18 protein-coding genes and 1 pseudogene are annotated in these 21,377 nt (G+C 73.6%); 2 read left to right on the forward strand and 17 right to left on the reverse strand.

All coding sequences use genetic code 11. The annotated features are described in order from the left end of the window. Window positions 1-278 precede the first annotated feature (278 nt). Window positions 279-1,037, reverse strand: a complete 759-nt coding sequence (locus tag KSNIM_RS37170) for a LysM peptidoglycan-binding domain-containing protein (RefSeq protein WP_263107596.1) — start codon at window positions 1,035-1,037, stop codon at window positions 279-281. A 1,138-nt stretch (window positions 1,038-2,175) separates the two neighbouring features. After that, the gene (locus tag KSNIM_RS37175) at window positions 2,176-2,298 is read right to left on the reverse strand and encodes a hypothetical protein (protein ID WP_263107597.1); all 123 of its coding nucleotides are present in this window, start codon (window positions 2,296-2,298) and stop codon (window positions 2,176-2,178) included. Window positions 2,299-2,430: 132 nt separating this feature from the next. On the opposite strand from KSNIM_RS37175, the gene KSNIM_RS37180 reads away from it, so the two are divergent. Together KSNIM_RS37180 and KSNIM_RS37185 are read left to right on the forward strand one after the other, a co-directional pair. Further along, window positions 2,431-2,673 (forward strand): hypothetical protein, encoded by a 243-nt coding sequence (locus tag KSNIM_RS37180; RefSeq protein WP_263107598.1) that lies wholly within the window; start codon window positions 2,431-2,433, stop codon window positions 2,671-2,673. A 407-nt stretch (window positions 2,674-3,080) separates the two neighbouring features. Continuing rightward, window positions 3,081-3,752, forward strand: coding sequence for a phosphatase PAP2 family protein (locus KSNIM_RS37185; RefSeq protein ID WP_263107599.1), 672 nt, complete (start codon window positions 3,081-3,083; stop codon window positions 3,750-3,752). Between the two features lie 47 nt (window positions 3,753-3,799). On the opposite strand, the gene KSNIM_RS37190 is transcribed toward KSNIM_RS37185, so the two are convergent. From KSNIM_RS37190 to KSNIM_RS37260, 15 genes and pseudogenes are all read right to left on the reverse strand, one after another. Beyond that, window positions 3,800-5,146 carry a glutamate-1-semialdehyde 2,1-aminomutase gene (locus KSNIM_RS37190; protein ID WP_263108249.1) on the reverse strand — a complete coding sequence of 449 codons (1,347 nt, stop codon included), beginning with the start codon at window positions 5,144-5,146 and terminating at the stop codon, window positions 3,800-3,802. Window positions 5,147-5,193: 47 nt separating this feature from the next. Then, the gene (gene rfbC / locus KSNIM_RS37195; protein ID WP_263107600.1) at window positions 5,194-5,751 is read right to left on the reverse strand and encodes a dTDP-4-dehydrorhamnose 3,5-epimerase; all 558 of its coding nucleotides are present in this window, start codon (window positions 5,749-5,751) and stop codon (window positions 5,194-5,196) included. Further along, the gene (locus KSNIM_RS37200; RefSeq protein ID WP_263107601.1) at window positions 5,748-7,040 is read right to left on the reverse strand and encodes a polysaccharide pyruvyl transferase family protein; all 1,293 of its coding nucleotides are present in this window, start codon (window positions 7,038-7,040) and stop codon (window positions 5,748-5,750) included. Before KSNIM_RS37200 ends, rfbC begins: the two co-directional genes overlap by 4 nt. Continuing rightward, window positions 7,037-7,984 (reverse strand): glycosyltransferase family 2 protein, encoded by a 948-nt coding sequence (locus tag KSNIM_RS37205; protein ID WP_263107602.1) that lies wholly within the window; start codon window positions 7,982-7,984, stop codon window positions 7,037-7,039. The genes KSNIM_RS37200 and KSNIM_RS37205 overlap by 4 nt, the downstream gene beginning before the upstream one ends. Next, window positions 7,981-9,270 carry a hypothetical protein gene (locus KSNIM_RS37210; RefSeq protein ID WP_263107603.1) on the reverse strand — a complete coding sequence of 430 codons (1,290 nt, stop codon included), beginning with the start codon at window positions 9,268-9,270 and terminating at the stop codon, window positions 7,981-7,983. Before KSNIM_RS37210 ends, KSNIM_RS37205 begins: the two co-directional genes overlap by 4 nt. Before the next feature lie 5 nt (window positions 9,271-9,275). Beyond that, the gene (locus KSNIM_RS37215) at window positions 9,276-10,550 is read right to left on the reverse strand and encodes a DUF4910 domain-containing protein (protein ID WP_411543826.1); all 1,275 of its coding nucleotides are present in this window, start codon (window positions 10,548-10,550) and stop codon (window positions 9,276-9,278) included. Beyond that, a complete protein-coding gene (locus tag KSNIM_RS37220; RefSeq protein ID WP_263107605.1) occupies window positions 10,547-11,572 on the reverse strand; it encodes an NAD-dependent epimerase/dehydratase family protein in 1,026 nt (341 codons plus the stop codon). The genes KSNIM_RS37215 and KSNIM_RS37220 overlap by 4 nt, the downstream gene beginning before the upstream one ends. Before the next feature lie 3 nt (window positions 11,573-11,575). After that, window positions 11,576-12,223 (reverse strand): PIG-L deacetylase family protein, encoded by a 648-nt coding sequence (locus KSNIM_RS37225; protein ID WP_263107606.1) that lies wholly within the window; start codon window positions 12,221-12,223, stop codon window positions 11,576-11,578. Continuing rightward, window positions 12,220-13,044 carry a glucose-1-phosphate cytidylyltransferase gene (locus tag KSNIM_RS37230; protein ID WP_263107607.1) on the reverse strand — a complete coding sequence of 275 codons (825 nt, stop codon included), beginning with the start codon at window positions 13,042-13,044 and terminating at the stop codon, window positions 12,220-12,222. The genes KSNIM_RS37225 and KSNIM_RS37230 overlap by 4 nt, the downstream gene beginning before the upstream one ends. Continuing rightward, entirely contained in the window at window positions 13,041-14,276 is a 1,236-nt protein-coding gene (locus tag KSNIM_RS37235) for a class I SAM-dependent methyltransferase (protein WP_263107608.1), read from the reverse strand. The genes KSNIM_RS37230 and KSNIM_RS37235 overlap by 4 nt, the downstream gene beginning before the upstream one ends. Continuing rightward, window positions 14,277-15,548: a glycosyltransferase gene (locus tag KSNIM_RS37240; protein WP_263107609.1), complete on the reverse strand. Its 1,272-nt coding sequence runs from the start codon at window positions 15,546-15,548 to the stop codon at window positions 14,277-14,279. 1 nt (window position 15,549) lies between these two features. Further along, the gene (locus KSNIM_RS37245) at window positions 15,550-16,854 is read right to left on the reverse strand and encodes an O-antigen ligase domain-containing protein (RefSeq protein ID WP_263107610.1); all 1,305 of its coding nucleotides are present in this window, start codon (window positions 16,852-16,854) and stop codon (window positions 15,550-15,552) included. 1 nt (window position 16,855) lies between these two features. After that, entirely contained in the window at window positions 16,856-18,391 is a 1,536-nt protein-coding gene (locus KSNIM_RS37250; RefSeq protein ID WP_263107611.1) for a right-handed parallel beta-helix repeat-containing protein, read from the reverse strand. Window positions 18,392-18,399: 8 nt separating this feature from the next. Then, a complete protein-coding gene (locus tag KSNIM_RS37255; protein WP_263107612.1) occupies window positions 18,400-20,364 on the reverse strand; it encodes a heparinase II/III family protein in 1,965 nt (654 codons plus the stop codon). Then, window positions 20,361-21,377: pseudogene (locus tag KSNIM_RS37260) on the reverse strand (Gfo/Idh/MocA family protein); the annotation flags it as partial. The pseudogene KSNIM_RS37260 and the gene KSNIM_RS37255, both read right to left, overlap by 4 nt.

Here is a 21,377-nt window from a genome sequence, read left to right on the forward strand (position 1 = left end):
ATGACTCGATCATCGGACGCCGGCGAGCACGAGTCCGGCGGCATTCGGACATCGCGTTCAACGTTCAACAACCGGCCCGGTCGGGGCCGGCGCCGCGGCTCCCGATCCGCGAGCGCGCGGTCACCACGCGCAGCGCAGGCGGCGCGGGCGGCGCGGCCAGGTCGGGCAGTCGAGTCCGGTGGCCTGCCGGGGGCCCGGGCACGGGACCGGACGCCGAGGCCCACGTGCCGGAGCCGGCCGCCCCTCGGAGGGGTGGCCGGCCGTGGTCCGACCAGGGGTCAGAGGTCCAGAACCTGGTCCGGGAAGATCAGGTCGGGGTCGCCGCCGATGGTCCGGATGTTCTTCGCGTACAGGCTCCGCACGTCGGTGCCGAACGTGACCGCGATCTCGCTGAGGGTGTCGCCGATCCTGACGGTGTAGGTGCCGGTGGGGGAGCCGTTCCACGGGGAGTTGACCGGGGACGACGGGGTCGGGGTCCGCGCCGACCGTGTGGCGTCGGTGGAGCTCCGGTCGGGCGTCGGGGTCTGGGCGGGCCGGGACTCGGGGGCGGGCTTGGGCGGCTGCGGCTTCGGGGCCCGGGCCTTGGGCGTGGCCGGCTTGGCCTTGGTGGCGGTGTCGACCTGGGCCGGCGCGCCGCCCCTGGTCAGGCCGGCCTTCCTGGAGCAGACGGGCCAGGCGCCGGGGCCCTGCGAGGCGAGCACCTTCTCGGCGACGGCGATCTGCTGCGCCCTGCTGGCCCGGTTCGCCTGTGGCGCGTACGCGGTGCCGCCGTACGCCCGCCAGGTGCTGGCGGTGAACTGCAGACCGCCGTAGAAGCCGTTGCCGGTGTTGATCGACCAGTTGCCACCGCTCTCGCACCGGGCGACGGCGTCCCAGGTCGAGGCGGAGGCGGCCGAGGCCGAGGGGGCGGAGACGAGTCCGGCCACCGGCAGCGCCGCGACGGCGGCGCCGGCCACGACGGCCACGCGGACTCGGTTGCGCTTGGTGGTGGCCTTGGTGGAGGTGGTGGCGGCGGTGGTCTCGTGACCGGAAGTCATGAACATCCTCTCGACAAGCCCCGGGCAGGCATGCGGAACCAGGCCCCTGCGGGGCCCGCGTTTCGCTCACCTCACTCGATGGACGGCCGGCACGTGTCCGATGTGCCGTGCCGCCCCGGTCGCCCCCGCTCACCGCCGGCCCGTTCCGAGCTCGGCCGGTCGGCGCGCACGGCCCTCGCACCGGGGTCAGCCGGTGGGCCGTGCATCGGGGTGAACCCGGGTGGTGCTCGTTGCACCGCCCAAGAAGCTACGGGCGGTTGCGGTCGGTCATCAAGTAATTCCCTTGCCGAGCAGGTCAGTTGACTGTTACCGGCGGTAAGGATCAAGAAGCCGGGCCGGAAATGATGGCTTTTGGTGGGATTTTCATGATCGAAAATACTGCCAATGCGCCCCCGATCACACCAATGCCCGTCGAAGCCGCCCGTGAGATCCACCCTCGGCGATCGCCATGTGACGATCCGTCACCACGCGAAGCGGAGTTCCCGGTTCTGCCGCCTGTCTTGGTGGCACCAGCCACATCCGTCACCCATCGCGCCCGGAGCGGTCGCACAGCGTCATGGCCCACCGGCAGGTACCCGGCGCAGGAGGCCGGTCACCGCGCCTTCGGCCGGAGGCGCGCGCCCATCGGACACCCCCACCACCGCCAGGAACTGCTGCCACGTCAGCGACGCCACGCACGCCCCCGGCCACGAACACGGCCCCGCCGGCGCACACCCGGCCCGCCCCCTCCCGTCACCGGCGCGGCGAAGTGCAGCGCCGTCGTCGGGTTGACCGTCGCCAGGCCTGTGAGCCGCAGGAACGTCCCCGCGGCGCCCCGCCCCGATGCCCCGCCGGACCTTCCCCGACCCTCCGTCAGCGGCGGTGCGAGCCCGCCGGGTACGGCCGCCGGCACTCCGTGGACGCCGGCCGCCGCAGGCCCAGCCGGTCCGCGCACCGCGACCACCGACGGCAGGGGCGCCGCGACCGCCCGCGTCCACGGCTCCCACCCGGCGAGCGCCTCCAACAGCCGCGCCCCAGCACCGTCGCCGGCGCCGCGGACAGGATGGCGAAGGCGACCGCGCACGCCGCGCTCACCGCCGCGCGCCACCACCGACGCCCCTCCTCCACCACAAGCACCCCGACCACCCCGATGGCACAGTCACTCCCAGGCCCGCGGCGCCACCCGCCACAGGCGCCCCACCCGGGCCTCCATCGCGAACCTCAGGCCGGCCACCGTGCCCCGCAGGCCCGGAACCCGCTGTCCCTTTCCGGCGTCCGCCATGGCGGTCACGGCATGGGCGGCCTCGACGGGGCATCCTCGGTGAGCTGCGTGGATGCGCGGATCCCCGACCGACTTCATCGACGTCCGGCTGCGTCCCGAGACGGACGGCGACGCCTTCGAGGCGACGGCCCTGTGACGGTCCTGCGACGGCCCCTGCGGCTGCCCGGGATCACCGAGGCCGCGCACGTCACCGGCGGGTACGGCCACCTGCTGCGCGCCCGCGCGAGCGCGGCCGTCCTGGACCGCCTGCTGCGCCGGCAAGCCCGCCGGCTCACGAGTGCTTCCTGCTGCCAGAGCGACCAGCGGGTCGTCCTCCGCGACGCCCGGCGCCGCGCGCCGACGTCCGACCCGGTCCGGGCGGGGCTGTCCTGGTGAACGGCTGCCGGCGCCGGTGGGTCGCTGACATACTCGGCCCATGCCTGCAGAGGTGGAGCCTGAGCGGACATCAGAACAGCGGTCGGCCCGGGGGTCGTACCGGGCGGTGCCGATTGCGGCACGCCGGTACACGCTCGCCGGTGGCATCGCCGTTGCGGGCGGGGTCACGCCCTTCCTGCGCGCACTGTGACCGGCGGCGGGCCGGGCGCCGTGTTCGGCGAAGTGCGGGCTTCTGCCGGGGCCGTGGAAGCGGCCGCCGACCGGTGCCCGACGTCCGAGCCGCCGGCGGGGGCTGCGGTACTGACGGGACACACAGCTCCTGGCGGGCCCAAACCTGTGGGCACCGGAATCGTCCGGAGACGTCGCCCCGCCGTCGGGGCCGCAGGTCGACCGGACGCGGTGGGCGTGTGAACGGCCGGCCGGCACCCGTGGTGCTGCCCCCGGCGTTGCGCGCGGGGCTCGGGCTGATGGCGGCCTTCGCCGCGTTGCTGGTCGCCGTGCTCGGGATCCGGTACGCCGACGAGGCCGGGCCCGGCACGGTGGACACGCGGATCCGGGCCGTGGTGGACGGTGCGGGGCCGTCGTGGCGGTACGTCGCGTTGGCTGTGGACTCCTTGGGGGAGCCGGTGGGAGCCACGATGCTGGTCGTGGCCACGGTGACGGGCTGCCTGCTGCTCCGGCGCCTTCGGGCAGCGGTGTTCGTCGTGGCCGGCGTCGGCATCGCCGTGGGGACGACGACGCTGCTCAAGCACCTGGTGGGACGCACCATCCACGGTGGACACCTGTCCTACCCGAGTGGGCACACCGCCTTCGCGACCGCGCTCGCCCTCGCGGTGGCGATGCTCGCGACCCGCCGCCGAGGCCGGGACGGACTCGGCCCCGGTAGGACGGCCGGGACCTTGATCGTGCTCGCCGCGGCGCTGGTCGCCGGTGCCGCCATGGGCTGGGCGCAGGTCGCTCTGGGCGCGCACTACCCGACCGACGTCCTCGGCGGCTGGTGCACCGCGCTGGCGGTGGTACCGGCGGCCGCGTGGCTGGTCGACCGGACGGCCGACGTCGGGCGGCGGGAGCACCGCTGACGTCATGTCGTGTGATGTCACATGGCGTGACATCACACGACATGACGTCACGCCAGGCGGCGGAACACGGGCTTCACCGGCCGCCCGCCGAGCCAGGGGGTCGGATCGGCGGCGTCCAGCGCCTTCCGGTACACGGCACATGCCCGGGCCACCACGTCGACGGTGTGGTCGATGTCGGCGTCGCCGAGCGCGCTGCTCACCACGAACGACGGGGCCAGCACTCCGCCCGCGAGGAGCTGGCGCAGGAACAGGGTGCGGTACTGCTGCGACGGCTGCCGGTTCTCGTCGAGGGTCGCGAAGACGAGGTTGCTGTCCCGGCCCCGGAGGACGAGGTGGTCGCCGACGCCCGTGCAGGCGGCGGCCTCGCGGACACCGGCGGCCAACCGCTTGCCGAGGGCGTGCAGGCGAGCGGTGATGCCCTCCTCGACGTAGGTGCTCTGCACGGCCATCGCGGCGGCCAGCGCGTGCGTTTCCGCACCGTGCGTGGTGGACAGCAGGAACACCCGGTCGCCGGAGTGGCGCAGCCCGCCGCGCTCCATCAGGTCCCGGCGCCCCGCCAGCGCGGAGACGGCGAACCCGTTGCCCAGCGCCTTGCCGAACGTCGAGAGGTCGGGGACGACGCCGTACAGGCCCTGGGCGCCCGCCTCGGACCAGCGGAAGCCGGTGATCATCTCATCGAAGATCAGTACGCAGCCGTGCCGGTCGGCCAGCTCGCGCAGGCCGGCGAGGTACCCGGGCGGCGGCTCGGTGTGGCCGGCGGGTTCGAGGATCAGGCAGGCGACCTCGTCCCGGTACCGGGTGAGCAGTTCCTCCGTGGCGGCCAGGTCCGCGTAGGGGAACGCCACGGTGAGCTCGGTGGTCGCGGCGGGGATGCCGGCGGACATCGGCGTGGTGCCGATGAACCAGTCGTCGACGGAGAAGAACGGGTGGTCGCCGCAGATGGCCACCCGCGTCCGCCCGGTGACGGCACGGGCCAGTCGCACGGCGGCGGTGGTGACGTCGGAGCCGTTCTTCGCGAACTTGACCATCTCGGCGGTCGGCACCGTGGCCAGGAAGCGTTCCGCGGCCTCGACCTCCACGACGGACGGCCGGACGAAGTTGCTGCCGCGGTCGAGTTCCCGCCGCACCGCCTCGACCACCCGGAGGTGGGCGTGGCCGAGGCTGACCGACCGCAGGCCGGAGCCGTACTCGACGTAGCGGTTGCCGTCGACGTCCCACACGTGGGCGCCGCTGCCGTGGCTGATGACCGGGGCCAGGTGCTCGGGGTACTGGTCGTCGCCCTTGGCATAGGTGTGGGCGCCCCCGGGGACGAGCGCGTGCAGTCTCTCGTTCGCCTTCCGCGACCGGGGCAGGCTGAACTCATCGGCGCTCTGCGGGCCTCGGACGTCTCGGATGTCTCGGATGTCTCGGACGTGTCGGGCGTCAGGGGTGTCCTCGGTGTTCACGCCGGCCGTCCCTCGTGCCGCAGGACCTCGGCGAGGCTCGGCGCCTTCCGGTCCCGCTCGGACACCGACACGGCCGGCAGCGGCCAGGGGATGGCGAGTTCCGGGTCGTCGAAGGCGATCGTGACGTCCTCGGCCGGATCGTGCGGGCGGTCGATCCGGTACGAGACGTCGGCGGTCTCGGTCAGCGCCTGGAACCCGTGGGCGCACCCCGCCGGGATGTACACGCTCACCTGCGTCTCGCCGCTCAGCTCGAAGAAGGCCCGGCCGCGGTAGGTCGGCGAGTCCGGTCGCAGGTCCACGACGACGTCGAAGACCTTCCCGTACGAGCAGCGCACCAGCTTGGCCTCGCCGGCGCCGGAGCGCAGGTGCAGGCCCCGCAGTACGCCGCGGACCGAGCGGGACACGCTGTGCTGGACGAAGGCGTTCGGGTCGAGGCCGACCGAGCGGACGACCTCGGCGTCGAACGTGCGGCAGAAGAAGCCGCGCTCGTCGGCGTACGGCGTCGGTTCGAACAGGTATCCGCCGGCGATCGCCGGGACTTCGGTCGCCTTCATGGAGCCTCCCGTGGGGCGTGGTCGTGGGTGCGGTCGTGTGCGTGGGCGCGGTTGCGGTCATGGGCGTCGGAACGGGCGGGGGTGCGGCCGGCCGCCGGGAAGAGGGCCGCCGTCAGGGCCCTGAACTGCTGGTCGAGCTCCCGGCGGGCGGCCAGGTTCCGCTCGGCGATGGTCCGCCGGAGCTCCGGCGCCTGCTTCTCCAGCGCCCGGAACCGCTCGAGCAGGCGGTCGGCGTCGACCTCTCGGGCCGGGTGGCAGTACTCGCCCAGCCCCATCCGGGCCATCAGCGCCTCGCTCTTCGCCGCGTAGCTCAGGGCGAGCGTCGGCGTGCCGACCTTCAGTGCGCAGATGAGGTTGTGGTACCGGGTCGCCACCACGGTGTCGGCGGCTGCCGTCTCCCTCATCAGGTCGGCCAGTGAGGCCGGCGAGGCGGCGGTGACCAGCGGCGAGTCCACCGCGTCGAGGATCGCGGCGGTCACCGGCCGGTCGACGTCGTCGCCCATGAGCAGCCGGACCCGTCTGCCGTCCTCGACCAGCGCGCGGACGAAGCGGGTCGTCCCGTCGAGGTAGCGCCGGTGGATCTCCTCCGCCCGGGCCCGGTCGTCGTTCCCGCCGCGGAAGGCCATGACGCCGACGCAGACCGGGCCCGGTGGACCGTCGGGCGCGCCCGACGGCGGCGTCGGCAGGGAGAAGGCGAGGTCCGGGTAGACCTCGTCCCGCCCGGTGTCCACCCCCATCGCCCGCATCGCCTCGCGGGACGGCGCGTCCCGGTACGACCGGTAGGCGGCGAGCCGCGCCGACCAGCGCACCAGGGTCCGGGTGGGGCGGCTGCCGATCGCGGCGGCGCCGACGCTGACCAGCGCCACCCGGGTGCCGAACAGCCGGCCGGCCGCGCAGAGCAGGAACAGCGCGTACGGGAAGCCCCACGGCCGCAGCGGCAGTGTGGCCTCCAGGACGCCCATGCCCGGCACGATCACCACGTCGTGCCGGCGCACCCAGGCGGCGGTGCGGGCGGCGTCGACGAGCTTGCCCAGGCCCTTCGCCGCGATCGACCCCGCCCGCGACGCGGTCCGGTACTCGCCGCGGTACCAGTGCAGCCGGGTGGCGGGGATCCCGAACCGGCTCGTGACGGCTTCTGGGCCGCCGCACAGCGCGTCGACGACCGCCTCCGGGTGTGCGGCGCGCAGATACCCGAGCAAGGCCTCCAGGGAACCGTCGTTGCCGAGGTTGCCGGAGCCGAGCAGGCCGAACACTCCGACGCGCACCGGCTTTTCGTCCGCCGACGTCACGGCTGCCTCCCCTCGCGGCCGGCCACCAGGGCGTCGACGGAGACGGTGAGCAGGGTCGGGTCGACCGGGGCGCGGTCCTCGACCCGCTCGCCGGCGCCCGGCCGGGTCCGGCTGGCCGCCCAGGCGGCCAGGTGGCGGTAGCACGCCCGCCGGTCGGCCGAGGACAGCGGCGCCCGTCGGACGGCCGAGACGAAGCCCCAGACGTACTCGGCGAGCAACCGGGGCGTCGGGTGCAGCGGGCCCGCCCGGCGCGGGTCCAGGTTGACGCACCGGGAGCGTTTGGAGGGGTTCGCCCGCTCGGCACGGGTGGGGTGGTCGCGGCGGAAGTACAGCAGCTCCGGCACCTGGTGGAAGGGCCCGTGCAGGGCGATCTCGGCGACGAACGTGCGGTCGGCGTGGTGGTAGCTGTCCATGGGTCTCACCCGCCGCAGCACGTCGGCCCGCAGCACCCCGTAGAAGTCGTCGCCGCCGGGCTCGAACAGCATGCTGCGAAAGCGCTCCGGTGCGTGCGGCGAGGCGGTGGCGAGCCCGTACTCGTAGGGGACCGTCACCTGGCCGTCGCCGTCGATGACCGCCTGGTCGGTGTGCGCGAGGATCACCCCGGGCCGCTCGTCCAGCGCCTCCACGCAGCGCAGCAGCAGGTCCCGGCCGTACAGGTCGTCGTGCGAGGCCCACTTGAACAGCTCGCCGCGGGACTGGGCGAACACGAGGTTGTGGTTCGGCGTGGCGCCGATGTTCCGGTGCAGCCGGAGGTACCGGATGCGCGAGTCCCGCGCGGCGTACTTGCGGCAGATCTCCTGGGTCCCGTCGGTCGAGGCGTTGTCGGAGACGATCAGCTCGAAGTCCTCGTAGGTCTGGCCGAGCAGGGCGTCGAGCGATTCGGCCAGGTACTCCTCGCCGTTGTACACGGGCAGGCCGATGCTCAGCCTGGGTCGGGCGGTCATGAGGTCCTCACTTCGGGGATCGGGTTCTGGCTGTGCTCGCGGAGGGCGGACCGCAGCTGCAGCCACCACACGGCCGAGCTGCTGACGGTGGCGGCGGCGACGCCCCAGGCCGAGCCGGCCGTGCCGGCCACGGCCGCCCCGCCGAGCCCGCCGCCGACGTAGCAGGCGGAGGCGAACAGCTGGCAGCGCAGGCTGCGCCGGGCCGCGCCGAGCGCGCGCAGCCCGGCCGCCGCGCCGGTGCCGAGGCCGGCGCCCGCGACACCGAGGGTGAGCGGCACGATGAGCTGCGAGGCGGACTGCCAGACGTCACCGAGCACCAGCTCGCCGAGCCGGTCCGGCACCGGCAGCAGCGCCCCGCCCCAGATCAGCGCGGCGGTGGCCTGCCCGCCGCCCAGCAGGAGACAGAACACGCCCAGCCGCTGCGGGGCCTGCCGCAGCACCCGTGCTGCCTCCGGGACGGTGACCAGCGACAGCCCCATCAGGACGGCGAGGAACGGGCCGAGCAGCAGCTCGGCGCCCCGCACCGCGCCGACCGCGCCGACCCCGGCGATCGCGCCGAGCCCGTACGCCCGCAGCTGGCTCGCGCCGCTGAGGCTGACGTTCTCGACCAGGTAGCGGTAGCCGAGATCGCGCTGCTCGCGGAGCCACCCGCGGGCCCCGGTCGGCCTCGGCCGGATGCCTGACTGGAGGCAGCCGTACGCGGCGGCCACCGCGCCGGACGCGCCCCACGCGAGCACGAACGCGGCCACGCTGCCCACGCGGGCCGCCACCACCATGGCCGGGACGAGCGCGACGCCCCAGACGAGGTCGTTGACGAACGCCTTCCGTCCGGTGCCGGCGGCGAAGAACGAGAACCGCCAGGCATCCTGCAGCAGCAGCCCGGGCAGCATGGCGCCGAGGCAGGCGAACGCGGGCCCCACCCGGCCGCCGAGACCGAGTCCGACCAGCAGGCACACCGCGCCGAGAGCCGCGCCGACGCCGAGGGCGGTGCCCGTGGACCGGGCCACCGCCCCACGCCAGGACGCCTCCGGCACACCGCTGAAGCGCACCACGAGCGGATCGGTGGCCAGCCCGCGGGAGACGTTGAGCACCACGCCGTACGTCACCCAGGCGAGGCTGAACACGCCGAACGCGGTCACCCCCAGGGAGCGGGCCACGTAGATGCCCACCACGAAGTTGGACATGCTGGAGGCCGCCTGGTCGGCCAGTCCCCAGGACAGCCGGCCGACGAGGGCCCGCCTGGCGGACCCGGCCGGTGCTTTCGCCTTCACCGCCTCGGTGGTCATCGGCGTCAGGCCTTGACCAGTCCGGCGCCGTGCAGGGCGTCGGCCGCGGCGGCGACGGTGTCGAACGGCAGCCCGGACCGCTCGGCGACGTCCAGCAGACTGTGCTCGCCGTCGGAGAGGCTGAGCACCCAGAGCATGGCCAGCTGTGCCTGCTTGGCGTCGCTGCGGCCGCCGAGCGAGTCGTACAAGCCGCGCCGGCCCAGCTGCGGTTCGCCGTACGGGCTGAGGTTGAGGTACCGCCGGTTGCGGTCGAGGACGGCGAACGCCTCGCGGCAGACCGCGAGGGTGTCCGCCATCGCCTCCGGGGAGACGAAGTCCGGGTTGTCCGCCGAGGTGTGGTATTCCGGGTACCCGGCGTACGGGGTCCGGCTGAGCGAGCCGACACCGAGGTCGAAGCCGGGCGAGCAGTACTGCCGTTCGTCGTAGCCGTACGGCGTGAACTCGGCCACGTGGTGCGGCCGTTCGGATGCGCGCAGGACGTGCCGCAGCACCCGGTCGATCTCCGCGTCGCCGCGCCTGCTCTGCTTGTACGTCAGCCGGCCCCGGTCGCCGGCACAGGCCAGCACCAGACCGTGCTTGACCCTTTCCACCCGCTCCGCGTTGCGGGCCAGCCAGGTGATCGCCCCGATGGTGCCGGGCGCGAAGACGAACCGGTAGGTGTAGTACGGCGTCCGCTCCGCCAGCTCCCGCGCCAGGAAGGTCGCCACCGCGACGCCCGCCAGGTTGTCGTTGGCCAGCGACGGGTGGCAGACGTGGCAGGAGACGATCACCTCGTCGGCGACCTGCCCGGGGACGACGTGCTCGGCGTAGGTGAGGTGGCCGTCCGCGAGCGTGGAGTCGATGCGCACCTCGTACTCGCCGTCCGGCAGCGCGTCCAAGGTCTCCTGGGCCAGGCAGAACCCCCATTGCGGCGTGTAGTAGCTGGTGCGGTACGGCACCCAGGTCGGGTGGTCGGGCAGGGTGTGCAGGTGTCCGCGCAGCTCGGACAGCGGCATGGTCGCCGCCACCGGGACGCTGTAGCCGAGCACGTGCAGGCTGGACGCGGCGAAGTCGACGACCCGGTGGCCGGCGGCGTCGGCGATGTACGCGTCCCGGATGTTCCACTCCTGCGGCACCGTCCAGTCGAGCACCCGCGTCCCGGTCGGCACCTCGTGCACCTGCAGCGGGACGTACTCGCCGACGATGTCCAGGGTGGCGCGCACGCCGTCGCCGGTGATGCTCCGACAGAGCGGGTACAACCGCTCCACCAGCGCGTGCATCCGGTGGCCCACCGTGGTCATCGGCGCCACCGCAGGGTGTCGTCGACGGCACCGGCGTCGGACGCCGCGCGCAGCACGGCCAGCCGGGTGAAGCGTCGCTCGAAGCCGTCCCGGGTCAGCCCGAACTGGCGGTAGGCATCGGCGAGTTCGAGCGCGCCCCGCTTCACCGTCCACTCGCAGTCGAAGCCGGGCAGCGCCGCGCGGAACCGGGAGAAGTCCACCCGGTAGGACCGCGGGTCGGCGCCGCTCTCCCCGGTGATCACCACCTTCGCGCCGGACACCGCCTCGGCGACCTGTTCGGCGATCTCGCCGACGGTGACGTTGTTGGTCTCGCTGCCGATGTTGAACGCCCTGTCGTGCACCGCCTCCCGCGGCGCGACCAGCGCGGCCGCGAAGGCCCGTGCGATGTCGGCGGCGTGCACCAGCGGGCGCCAGGGCGTGCCGTCGGAGAGCACCAGCACCTCGCCGGACAGGAGCGCGTGGCCCACCAGGTTGTTCAGCACGATGTCGGCACGCAGCCGGGGCGAGTAGCCGAAGGCGGTGGCGTTGCGCAGGTACACCGGGCTGAAGTCGCCGTCGGCCAGCGCGTGCAGGTCGTCCTCCACCCGCACCTTGGACTCCGCGTAGGGCGTCACCGGGCGCAGCGGGGCGTCCTCGGCGACCAGGTCGTCGCCGCCGGCGGCACCGTAGACCGAACAGGTCGACGCGTACAGGAAGCGCCGCACTCCGGCGTCGCGGGCCAGCCGGGCCAGCCGTACGGAGGCGTGGTGGTTGATGTCGTACGTGAGGTCCGGCGCCAGCGAGCCCAGCGGGTCGTTGGACAGCGCGGCCAGGTGGATCACGGCGTCCACACCGGCCACGTGGTCGGCCGTGACGTCGCGCAGGTCCACCCGGTGCCCCGGCGGGTCCGCGGGCGCCGGGCCGAGGACGCAGTCCGCGAACAGGCCGGCGTCCAGCCCCACGACCTCGTGCCCGGCGGAGCTGAGGACCGGGGCCATCACGGTGCCGAGGTAGCCCTGGTGACCGGTCAGCAGTACGCGCAAGGTTCATCCCTCCAGATCGAGAACGAGTTTGGTGACGGCGAACGCCTCGGCGTAGCGCGCGTGGCATTCGATGCCGCGGATCCGGGCCAGCCCGAGGAAGGCCTCCCGGTCGTACCAGGGCCGGTGCCGCTGCGAGGGGTACTGCTCCTCCAACAGCCGCACCTTCTCCTCGGCGATCGCCGGGGACATCGGCTGGTACGCCGTCGGACGGCCGAGATCGCCGTCCCACTTGACGATCTCGTAACCGAGCACGAGGTGGTCGCGGAACGCGGTGGTGACCAGCTGCGCCAGTGCGCGGTGGTCCTGGTGCGCGTCCTCGGTGCGCGGTGCGAGGACCAGGTCCGGCTCGGTCCGCCTGCGCAGCTCCTCGACCGCGGCCTTGGCCTCGTCCCAGTGCGCGGGCAGCCGCCCGTCCGGCAGCTTGAGCACGGTCAGGCGCAGGTCGGCGTCCGGACAGAAGGCGGCGAGCGCGTCCTGTTCCTCCAACTCCCGCTCGCCGCCGCCGCCGGAGAGCACCAGCGCGTCGACCCTGAGGCCCGGGCGCGCGAGGCACATCGTCAGCAGCGTGCCGCCGGCGCCGATGGCGATGTCGTCGCAGTGCGCCCCGACCGCGACGATCCTCTTCGGGCGCCCGGCGCCGAGCCGGATCACCCGGTCCTCGCCACGAGGCCGTCGTTGCTGCCGGTCGCGCCCGCACCGCCCCGTTCCCAGACGGCCCACGGGCGGTCGCCCCGGGCGTAGGCGTCGTCGAGCGCGGCCCGTTCCTTCACGGTGTCGGTCGGCTTCCAGAAGCCGCGGTGCCGGTGCGCCACCAGCCGGCCGTGCTTGGCCAGTCCGGCGCATCCGTCGGCGACCAGGTCGCCGTTCTCCGGGATGTGGTCGAAGACCTCCTGGCGGAGCACGAAGTAGCCGCCGTTCTCCCACAGCGGCAGCTCGCTCACCGCGGTGATGCCCCCCACCAGGCCGTCCTCGCCCAGGTCCACGCAGTGGAACGAGGACTGCGGCGGCACCACCATCATCGACGCACCGGCGTCGCGCCGGGCGAACGCGTCGATCATCGCCGGCAGCGGGGCGTCGGTGAGCACGTCGGCGTAGTTGGCGAGGAACATCTCGTCGCCGTCCAGGTGGTGGCGCACCCGGCGCAGCCGCTCCCCGATCGGCGACTCGATGCCGGTCTGCGCGAACGTGATCGTCCAGGAGGCGATGTCGGTGGACAGCAGCTCGGTCCGCCCGCCCCGCAGCACGAAGTCGTTGGAGGTCGTCTCCTCGTAGTTGAGGAAGAAGTCCTTGATGTGGTGGGCCCCGTACCCGAGGCACAGGATGAACTCGGTGTGCCCGAAGTACGCGTAGTAGCGCATCACGTGCCAGATCAGCGGCCGCGGCCCGACCATCGCCATCGGCTTGGGCACGTCGTCGGAGGCTCCGCTGCGCATCCGCAGCCCGTAACCGCCGCAGAACAGGACGACCTTCACGGCTTGACCTCGACAATGCTGAGTTCCGGAACGGGGAAGACCAGCCGGCCGCCCCAGGCGTGCACGAAGGACAACTGCTCGACCAGCTCGTCCCGCAGGTTCCACGGGAGGACGAGGACGTAGTCCGGCCGGTCGGTGGCGATCTGCTCGGGCGGCAGGATCGGGATGCGGGTGCCCGGGGTGAACCTGCCGTGCTTGTAGGGGTTCCGGTCGACCGTGTACGGGAGCAGGTCGGGCCGGATGCCGCAGTGGTTGAGCAGGGTGTTGCCCTTGCCCGGGGCGCCGTAGCCGACGACCGTCTCGCCGCGCTCGGCCGCCTCGACGAGGAAGCGCAGGAGGTCCCGGCGCACCTTCGCCACCCGGGTGGAGAACTCGGTGTACCCGGACAGCTCCTGCAGCCCGGCGGCCTTCTCCCGGTCCAGCACGTCGGCCACCCGCCGGGTCGGCTCGCCGGCCACCCCGGCCGGCCGGGCCCACAGCCGGATGGAGCCGCCGTGCGTGGGCAGCAGTTCGACGTCCACGAGCGCGAGTCCGCCGCTCTCCAGCGCCCGGGCCGCGGACGCGACCGTGTAGTACTGGAAGTGCTCGTGGTAGATCGTGTCGTACTGGTTCTCCTCGATCAGGGTCAGCAGGTGCTGCACCTCGATGGAGACCCAGCCGTCGTCGGACACCAGGGCGCGCAGCCCCCGGGTGAATCCGACCACGTCGGGGATGTGCGCGTACACGTTGTTGGCGACGACCAGGTCCGCCGGGCCGTGCTCGGCGCGGACGGCCGCGCCGGTGGCCGGGTCCAGGAACTCCGTGAGCGTGGGAACGCCCGCCTCCCGCGCCGCGGCGCCGACGTTCACCGACGGTTCGATCCCGAGGCAGCGGATGCCCCGGTCCACCACGTGCCGGAGCAGGTAGCCGTCGTTGCTCGCGACCTCGACCACGAAGGAGTCGGGGCCGAGACCCAGCCGCGGCACGGCCTCGGCGACGAAGGTGCGCGCGTGCTCCACCCAGGAGGTCGAGTACGAGGAGAAGTACGCGTACTGCGTGAAGGTCTCCTCCGGCGTGATCAGCGGAGGGATCTGCGCGAGCCAGCAGTCGGTGCAGACCCGCAGGTGCAGCGGGTACGTCGGTTCCGGCCGGTCCAGTTGGTCCGCGGCGAGGAAGCTCTCGCACGGCGGCGTCGCCCCCAGGTCGACGACGCTCCCCAGCGCCGTCGAGCCGCAGAGTCGGCATCGTGTCATCTACTGCCCCCATTCCCGCCCGCGCGGGGTGCCCCGCCGCGAGCCAGCGTTTCCGTTCCCCACCGGCGGCGCGCCGTCCGCGCCGCCGGACCGCCCCGCGACGGCGGTGCGGTACTCCTCCTCCAGGCGCTCCAGCCCGACGGCCGGACTGAAGGCCTGGTCGTAACGGCGCCGGGCCGTCCGGCCCATCTCCCGGTTGCCGGCCGGATCGGCCGTGATCCGGCGAAGGCAGGACGCGAGCGAGGCCGCGTCGCCTGGCCTGTGCAACAGCCCGGTCACCCCGTCCTGTACGAGCTCGACGAAGGCGCCGTGACCGGCGGCGACGGCCGGGACCCCGGCCGCCATCGCCTCCACGACCACCAGGCCGAACGCCTCCAGCCATGTCGAGGGAGCCACCACGGCGACCGACCGGGCGAGGGCCTGCCGGCACTGCGCCCGGTCGTACAGGCCCACGTACCGCACGTCGTCCCGGCCGGCGGCCCAGGCGGTCACCTCCCGCTCCAGCGGACCCGCGCCGGCGACCACGAGCGGTACGCCCACCCCGCCGTCCGCGGCGATCGCGTCCCACGCGGCCATCAGCAGCCGCACACCCTTGGCCTCCGCAAGTCGGCCGAGGTAGAGCAGGTGCTCGCCGGCGCCCCTTCGGCGGGCACCCGGGTCGGGCACGAAGTTGTGCTTCACCGCCAGCCGTTCGGCCGGCAGGCCGGCCCGCGACAGGACGTCGCGCTGCGCCGCGGAGATGCAGAGGAACCGCTCCACGCCGGACCACCACCGCCGCCGGTTGACCGCCAGGCTGACCGCGAGCGGCACCGTCGCCAGCCGGGAGTTCCGGTAGCAGCCGTGCCGGACGGCAGGCAGCGGCGTGGCCCCGACACACTCGGTGCACGGCCGGCCGTCCCGCTGCAGCGTGCCCGGCGGGCAGATCTGGGTGTAGTTGTGCAGCGTGGCGACGGCGGGCACGCCGGTGTCGGCGCAGGCGGCCAGCACCGCGGGCGACAGGAGCGGGAAGACGTTGTGGACGTGCACCACGTCCGGCCGGTCGGCGCGGAGTCGGGCGGCGAGCTCCGAGCGGACCGCCGGGTTCCACGGCACCAGCAGCGGCACCGCCACCTTGCCCGGCAGGGACCGGGTGGCGATGTCGTCGCTGCGCCGTTCGAACACCTCGACCCGGTGGCCGGCCTCGCGCAGCAGCTCCACCTCCTGGTCGACGACCCTGTTCTCCCCGCTCGGCTGCGCCGAGGCGTAGCGGTTGTGCACCACGAGGACGTGCATGTCAGATGAGCTCCGTTCGCTGGGCCGGGGGCGCGGTGCGCGGCCGGGGGACAGCAGGTGTCGGAAGGGCGGCGGGCACGGCCGGCGAGGCCAGCAGCGAGACGGCCACGGTCAGGTGCAGCAGGTAGGGCGAGGCATCGCCCAGCCCGGCCTCGGTGTACGAGGCGATCGCGCAGTAGCTGATCAGGAAGATCGCGGCGGCCCGCTCCGGCGACGGCGGCCGCAGCAGTGCCACGCCGCCCAGCACGATGAAGACCGCCGCCACCACGGCGACCCCGGCCAGGCCCTGTTCGTTGTAGACGGCCAGCCAGCTGTTGTCGATCGGCAGCCCGCCGAAGGACTTGTCGCCCAGCCCCATCCCGAACGCCTGCTCGGTGGTCGTCCGGGGTGCCGCCAGCAGGGCGTCCCAGACCTTGGCCCGGCCGGTCAGGTTGGAGAAGTTCTCCTGGCTCTGGCCGCGCAGGAACCAGGCCTGGAGCAGCGAGCTCAGGCCCACCCCGACCACGGTGGCCAGCAGTACCGCCCAGCTGAAGAACCGGCGGGCGGCGGCGCTGGTCATGAGGAGCGAGCCGATCGCCAGCGTCAGGCCGATGATCAGGCCGAGGGTGGCCGTCCGGGTGTGGGTCAGCGCGAGCAGGACGAGCGAGGGCACGATGATCGTGGCCGCGCTCGCGCCGCTGGTCCGGCGGTCCAGCAGGAGCAGCACGGTGAGCCCGATGATCACCGCGGCGTACTGTCCGATCTGCGGCGGCGTGAGCGGCCACAGTGCGCCGACCAGCCGTCCGCCGTAGAGGTCGGGCATGGCCGCGCCCGGTGAGGCGACCAGTCCGGCGGCCACCGACACGAGCACCGCGAAGTACATCCGGATGTGGAACCGGACGAACGTCGGGCTGCCGTCCCACCAGCGGCTGAGCAGCCACAGCGTGCTGACGAAGAGCGTCAGCCGGAAGCAGCGGAACAGCGCGCCGAACCCGGACTCCAGGTTCGCGCTGGAGATCACGCTCAGCACCAGCAGCAGGGTGAGCAGGAACAGGAAGGCGCCGGCCCGGATTTGCAACCGGCGGTTGAGGACGAGCGCCAGCGCGAACGCGGTGGCCAGCGCGCCCATGGTGGCCATCTGGATGAGGGAGCGGGGGAGCGGGACGATGGTCCGCGCCCCGGCGGAGCCGAGCGTGTTGAGGATCAGCAGCCCCCAGATCAGCTCGACGGTCTTCGGCGGGCCGGCGGGGCGCGCCTGTTCGCCGGGCCGCGTGCCCGCGGTGCCCGGTCCGTGCGGCGTCCCCTCGCGCGTCAGGTCCCGTCCCATCTCAACCACCGGTCCGCGGCCGGAAGGTGCTGCCCGCGTCCTGCCGGTACGGCGCGCCCTGCCACTGCCCGAAGTCGAGCGTCCGGCTCGGGTCGTGGGCGACGAAGCTCCACGGTCCGACATAGGTGTTGTCGTGCCAGCGGTTCTGCTGCTTGCCGGTGATGGCCTCGGCCACCGGTTCGCCCTTGTACGGCGACCAGTCCGGGAAGGTGCCGTAGTTCGCCAGCACCGCCATCCGGCCGCACTTCGTCGTGCAGCCGACGACGGACGGGTTCAGCGTGAAGCGGTTGTCGTGGACGTCCACCCGCTGGGTCTTCCACCGGCAGTCGGCGTAGAGCGGTGCGGTGGCGATCGCCGGCTGGGCGCAGCGGCCGGTGTTCTTCACCAGCAGCGTGCAGTCACCGGACGAGGTGTTGGCCGGGCTGTTGCAGAACCGGTCGGCGTTCTCCCACAGGGTGATCCCGGACCAGTTGTCCTCCAGCACGTTCCGGTCGATCTCGATCTTGTCGGTGCGGGCCGGGATCCGCGGTTCGCCACCGGACTCGGACAGGTAGACGGTCGGATAGGGGAAGTTGTCGCCGCGGTCGGCGGACCTGCGGCCCTCGACCCAGTTGTTGCGCCGGATCGTGTTGTTCCGGACGACCGCGTTGTAGCTGGCCTCGTACACCAGCGCGGCACCGTCGTTGGCCTCCAGCACGTTGTCCTCGATGCGGAAGTCGTTGTTGTTGGTGTCCGCCCACAAGCCGGCTCCGCGGTTGTCGTGCACCCAGTTGCCGCGGATGTCGGCGCCGTCGACGGCCCAGAACTTGATGCCTCCGGTGCAGCCGCAGCCCGGCTGCCGCCGCTCCCAGTCGTCGGTGTTGTTGCCCACGACCTCGTTGCCCTCGACCAGCAGGCCCTTGATGGGGCCACCGGTCTTGTACGCGTTCATTCCGTACTGCCCGTTGTCGCGCAGGCAGCTGGCGCGGACCTGCTGGTGGGCACCGGCCATCAGCCCGGCTCCGGAGTTGTGCTGGATCGTCGCGTGCTCGATCACCCACCCGTCGGCCATGTCGTGGTTGACCACGCCCTCGTCGTGCGGGGCGACGAAACCCTGCACCGTCAGGTAGCGGATGGTCACGTCGGGGGAGGTGCCGCTGAACGCGTAGTTGTTGGTCTTCCGGCCGTCGAGCACCGCGCCCGGCGCGCCGAGATAGGTGTCCCCCTCCTTGGTCATGACCTGGGCGTAGCGGTCCGGTTCGAGCGTGTGCGTGCCCGGGAGCAGCCAGAACGTGGTGTGCGGGGGGTTGCTCCTGGTCTTCGCGGCCAGATCGCCGACCACCGCGGGGTCGACCGTCACCGCGCCCGCCGGCGCGCTCGTCGGCCCGGCGGCGGGCTCGGCGCACACCCGGGCCACGGCCACGGCCACGGGCCCGGACGGCGTGGCGGTCGCCTCCGCCGGGGCGTCCGGCGTGCTCGTACAGCCGGTCGCCACCAGCAGGGCCAGCGTCAGCACCGGCGCCGTCGACGCCCCCCGGCGCCACCTCGTGATCCCCACCCGCCCCCCTAGCCCCGGAACCCGAGCACGGTGGTCAACTCCCGTGCGCCGCCGGCGAAGCCGGCACCGACCAGCGTGGTGGCGGGTTCCTTGCGGCCGAAGCCGGCGGAGTACCAGCCCAGCGGCGGGTCCGTCTCGCCGCGGTGCGCCGACCAGGACAGCTCCCCGGGCAGGTCGAGCACCGCGGAGCGGTCCTCGCCGTCCCGGGCCCAGGTCAGCACCGCCCGGTTCCCCGTCAGGTCCGCGGTGACCGCCGGGCCGAGGTGGAACACCAGGCGCACGGCCCGGAGCGGTCCGCGCACCTCGTCGACGATCCGCAGCTCCCGGGTCGCCGCGGTCAGATCCACCCGGCGGCGGTGCACCACGTGCCGGTAGCCGTCGTGCTCGGCACTCCAGCGGGCCACGCCCTCGTCGGAGGTGTCCGCGACCAGGACGCGGCTGCGGGCGTGCCGGGTCCACAGGAACGGGCCGCCGGAGACGGACTGGTCACCGCCGTCCACCTGCAGGGTGTTGTGGCCCAGGGTCGACCGGAAGTACTGCCGCCACTCGGGCTGCCCGTGGTAGCAGAACGTCCCCGGGTCGGCGAGCACGTCGACCCCGTCGTGCCGGACCTCCACGGACAGCGCGTCCGCGTGGGCGTGCGCGGCGATGGACAGGAACCCGTGCGGACCGCCGTCGCAGCGGCACCAGATCTCCCCGGGACCGCGCAGGACGGTCATGCCCGCGTCGGCGAAGTGGGCCGGCCGGTCGGCAGGGCGGGTCACGCTGCATGTGTCGGCGCCGGCGTTCCGCGCGTACGGTCGGACGAGCGCGGCCAGCAGCGTGGTGCGCACATCGGTGCCCGTCACCACCGGCCACCAGGCGAGCCGGCCGAACACGGCGTCCCCGGTGGCCAGCAGCGAGCCCCAGCGGTCGGTGCCCGCGCCGTCCAGGACGAGACCGTGCCCGTCGTCCGCGTCGCCCTGGCGCGGGGGCCGCAACCGGTTGTCCACGACGGCCGCGAGCGCGTCGGTCATCCGCAGCAGGACGAGCCGGACGGACGCGGGGACCGGCACGGCCGCGGCGTCCGCCTCGGCCACCGCGGCCAGGCCGAGCTCCAGAACGAGCCCGTGGTACTCGGTGGCCAGCTCGCGGTTCAGGCCGGAGGGGAAGGTGTTGGCGCGCAGGTGCCGCTCCAGCGACCGCAGCGCGGCGGACCGCCAACGCGTCGAGGAGGGGAACCATCCGAACGCACAGGACGCGGCGAACTGCCCGGCGGTCTCGGCGATGACGTGGTTGTTCGCCGACGACCCGCGGCTGGGGAAGGCGGCCAACCAGCGCTGGTGGTGCCAGATCTGATGCAGCGCCACCGGGTTGTCCTCGAACAGCCCGGCCGCTCCCGGCCAGCCGTCGAGCAGCCGGCGCACCCACACCCAGGACAGCAACCGGATGCCCAGCTCGATGCCGCTGATCCAGTGCACGCCGCGCAGCGGCGGGTTGGCCGCCCACCACGAGCGCAGGTGCTCGGCCACGCGTTCGGCGTACCGCTCGTTCCCGGTGACCGCGTAGGCGGCGGCGAGCACGGTCAGGTACTGGTGCCGGGACAGTTCCCAGATCTGCTTGATGTCCCCGACCGCGTCCTCGCTCCGGTACGGCACGTCGAAGGCGTAGCCGGACGGCGCCCGCCGCCCGGTCCGCGGGTCGCGCCACCAGTCGGGGGCGGCCAGGTCGTCCCGGACCTCCCCGAAGTACTCCGCGTGCCCGTCCATCAACCGGTCCGCCTCGGCGACGAGGCGCTTCGCGGCGTCCGGTGGCACCGCGGCGACCGTCCCGGCGGGCAGCACGGCGGTGAACCGGGCGTCCGTCACGGGCGGGCAGTCCGGCGGCGCCGACCGCCACCGCCGCCTGCGCACCGCGTCGCCCACCCGGCCGCCGACCTCCTGCGGTCCCATCCGGGACAGCCGCCGCAGGTACCAGCCCGGGCCCATGGTCATCGCGCCCTCGACAGGGTCACCGGCGCGCCGCCGGCCAGGCAGGCCTGCACGGCGAGGGTGGCCGCCGTGGTGGCGACCAGCGACTCCAGCGGCACCGGCATCGGCCCGCCGGTCCGCACGGCCTTGACGAACGCGGCCAGCTCGGCGGCCTGGCCCTTGTCCCGGGCCTTCGGCAGCCGCGAGCTGACCCACCGCTTGCGGCCGGCCGTGCGCTCGAAATGCACCGAGGCTCGGACGAAGTCGTCGAGCTTCAGCACCTTGCCGTCCGCGACGAGGTCCAGCGTCTCCTTGGGGAAGCCGGACGCGCCGGTGGTCACGTAGCTCAGGGTGGCGGTGGAGCCGTCCGGGTAGCGCAGCACGACCTGGAGGTCCTCGTTGCCGGCCGGGGCGACCGCGTACACCGAGACCGGGTCGGCGTCCAGCAGCCAGCTCGCCGTGTCGATGAAGTGCCCGCCCTCGCCGGCGAACCGCGAGCCCTCGGAGCCCTGTTGGAGGTACCAGCTGCCGTGCTGCAGCCGGCCCGCGTTGACCAGGTAGCGCAGGCTCGCCGGACCGGTCCGGGCGCCGAAACGGGTCCTGGCCTCGCGCAGCAGCGGTGCGAACCGGCGGTTGAAACCCACCTGCAACCGGTCGTTGCCGGACTCCTCCACCGCCGCGAGCACGCCGGCCAGTTCGTCCTCGGTGAGGGCCAGCGGCTTCTCCACGAACACCGACTTGCCGGCGAGCAGCGCCTTGCGGGTCAGTTCGGCGTGCGAGCTGTGCCGGGTGACCACGAACACCGCGTCGATGGACGGGTCCCCGAGCACGGCGTCGAGATCGGTGGTCGCGTGGGCGAAGCCGAACTTCCGCTGCGCGTTGGCCGCGGACAGCGCCGTCGTGGTGACGACCGTGGACAGCACGACGCCGTCGCGCTGTTCCAGGTGCGGCAGCAGCATCGACGTCGCGTAGTTCCCCGCGCCGACGAACGCCAGCCGCACCGGCGTCCCGGCGGCCCGGGCCGGCTCGGGCGCCGG

Origin of the sequence: Kitasatospora sp. DSM 101779, assembly GCF_025655475.1 — a bacterium.
Lineage (GTDB): Bacteria > Actinomycetota > Actinomycetes > Streptomycetales > Streptomycetaceae > Kitasatospora.

What these genes read in the sequence shown, in the direction of transcription:
- KSNIM_RS37170 (WP_263107596.1), bottom strand. Translation starts at nt 1,037, where the DNA reads ATGACTTCCGGTCACGAGACCACCGCCGCCACCACCTCCACCAAGGCC.
- KSNIM_RS37175 (WP_263107597.1), bottom strand. Translation starts at nt 2,298, where the DNA reads ATGGCGGACGCCGGAAAGGGACAGCGGGTTCCGGGCCTGCGGGGCACG.
- rfbC (WP_263107600.1), bottom strand. Translation starts at nt 5,751, where the DNA reads ATGAAGGCGACCGAAGTCCCGGCGATCGCCGGCGGATACCTGTTCGAA.
- KSNIM_RS37205 (WP_263107602.1), bottom strand. Translation starts at nt 7,984, where the DNA reads ATGACCGCCCGACCCAGGCTGAGCATCGGCCTGCCCGTGTACAACGGC.
- KSNIM_RS37210 (WP_263107603.1), bottom strand. Translation starts at nt 9,270, where the DNA reads ATGACCACCGAGGCGGTGAAGGCGAAAGCACCGGCCGGGTCCGCCAGG.
- KSNIM_RS37215 (WP_411543826.1), bottom strand. Translation starts at nt 10,550, where the DNA reads ATGACCACGGTGGGCCACCGGATGCACGCGCTGGTGGAGCGGTTGTAC.
- KSNIM_RS37235 (WP_263107608.1), bottom strand. Translation starts at nt 14,276, where the DNA reads ATGACACGATGCCGACTCTGCGGCTCGACGGCGCTGGGGAGCGTCGTC.
- KSNIM_RS37240 (WP_263107609.1), bottom strand. Translation starts at nt 15,548, where the DNA reads ATGCACGTCCTCGTGGTGCACAACCGCTACGCCTCGGCGCAGCCGAGC.
- KSNIM_RS37245 (WP_263107610.1), bottom strand. Translation starts at nt 16,854, where the DNA reads ATGGGACGGGACCTGACGCGCGAGGGGACGCCGCACGGACCGGGCACC.
- KSNIM_RS37255 (WP_263107612.1), bottom strand. Translation starts at nt 20,364, where the DNA reads ATGACCATGGGCCCGGGCTGGTACCTGCGGCGGCTGTCCCGGATGGGA.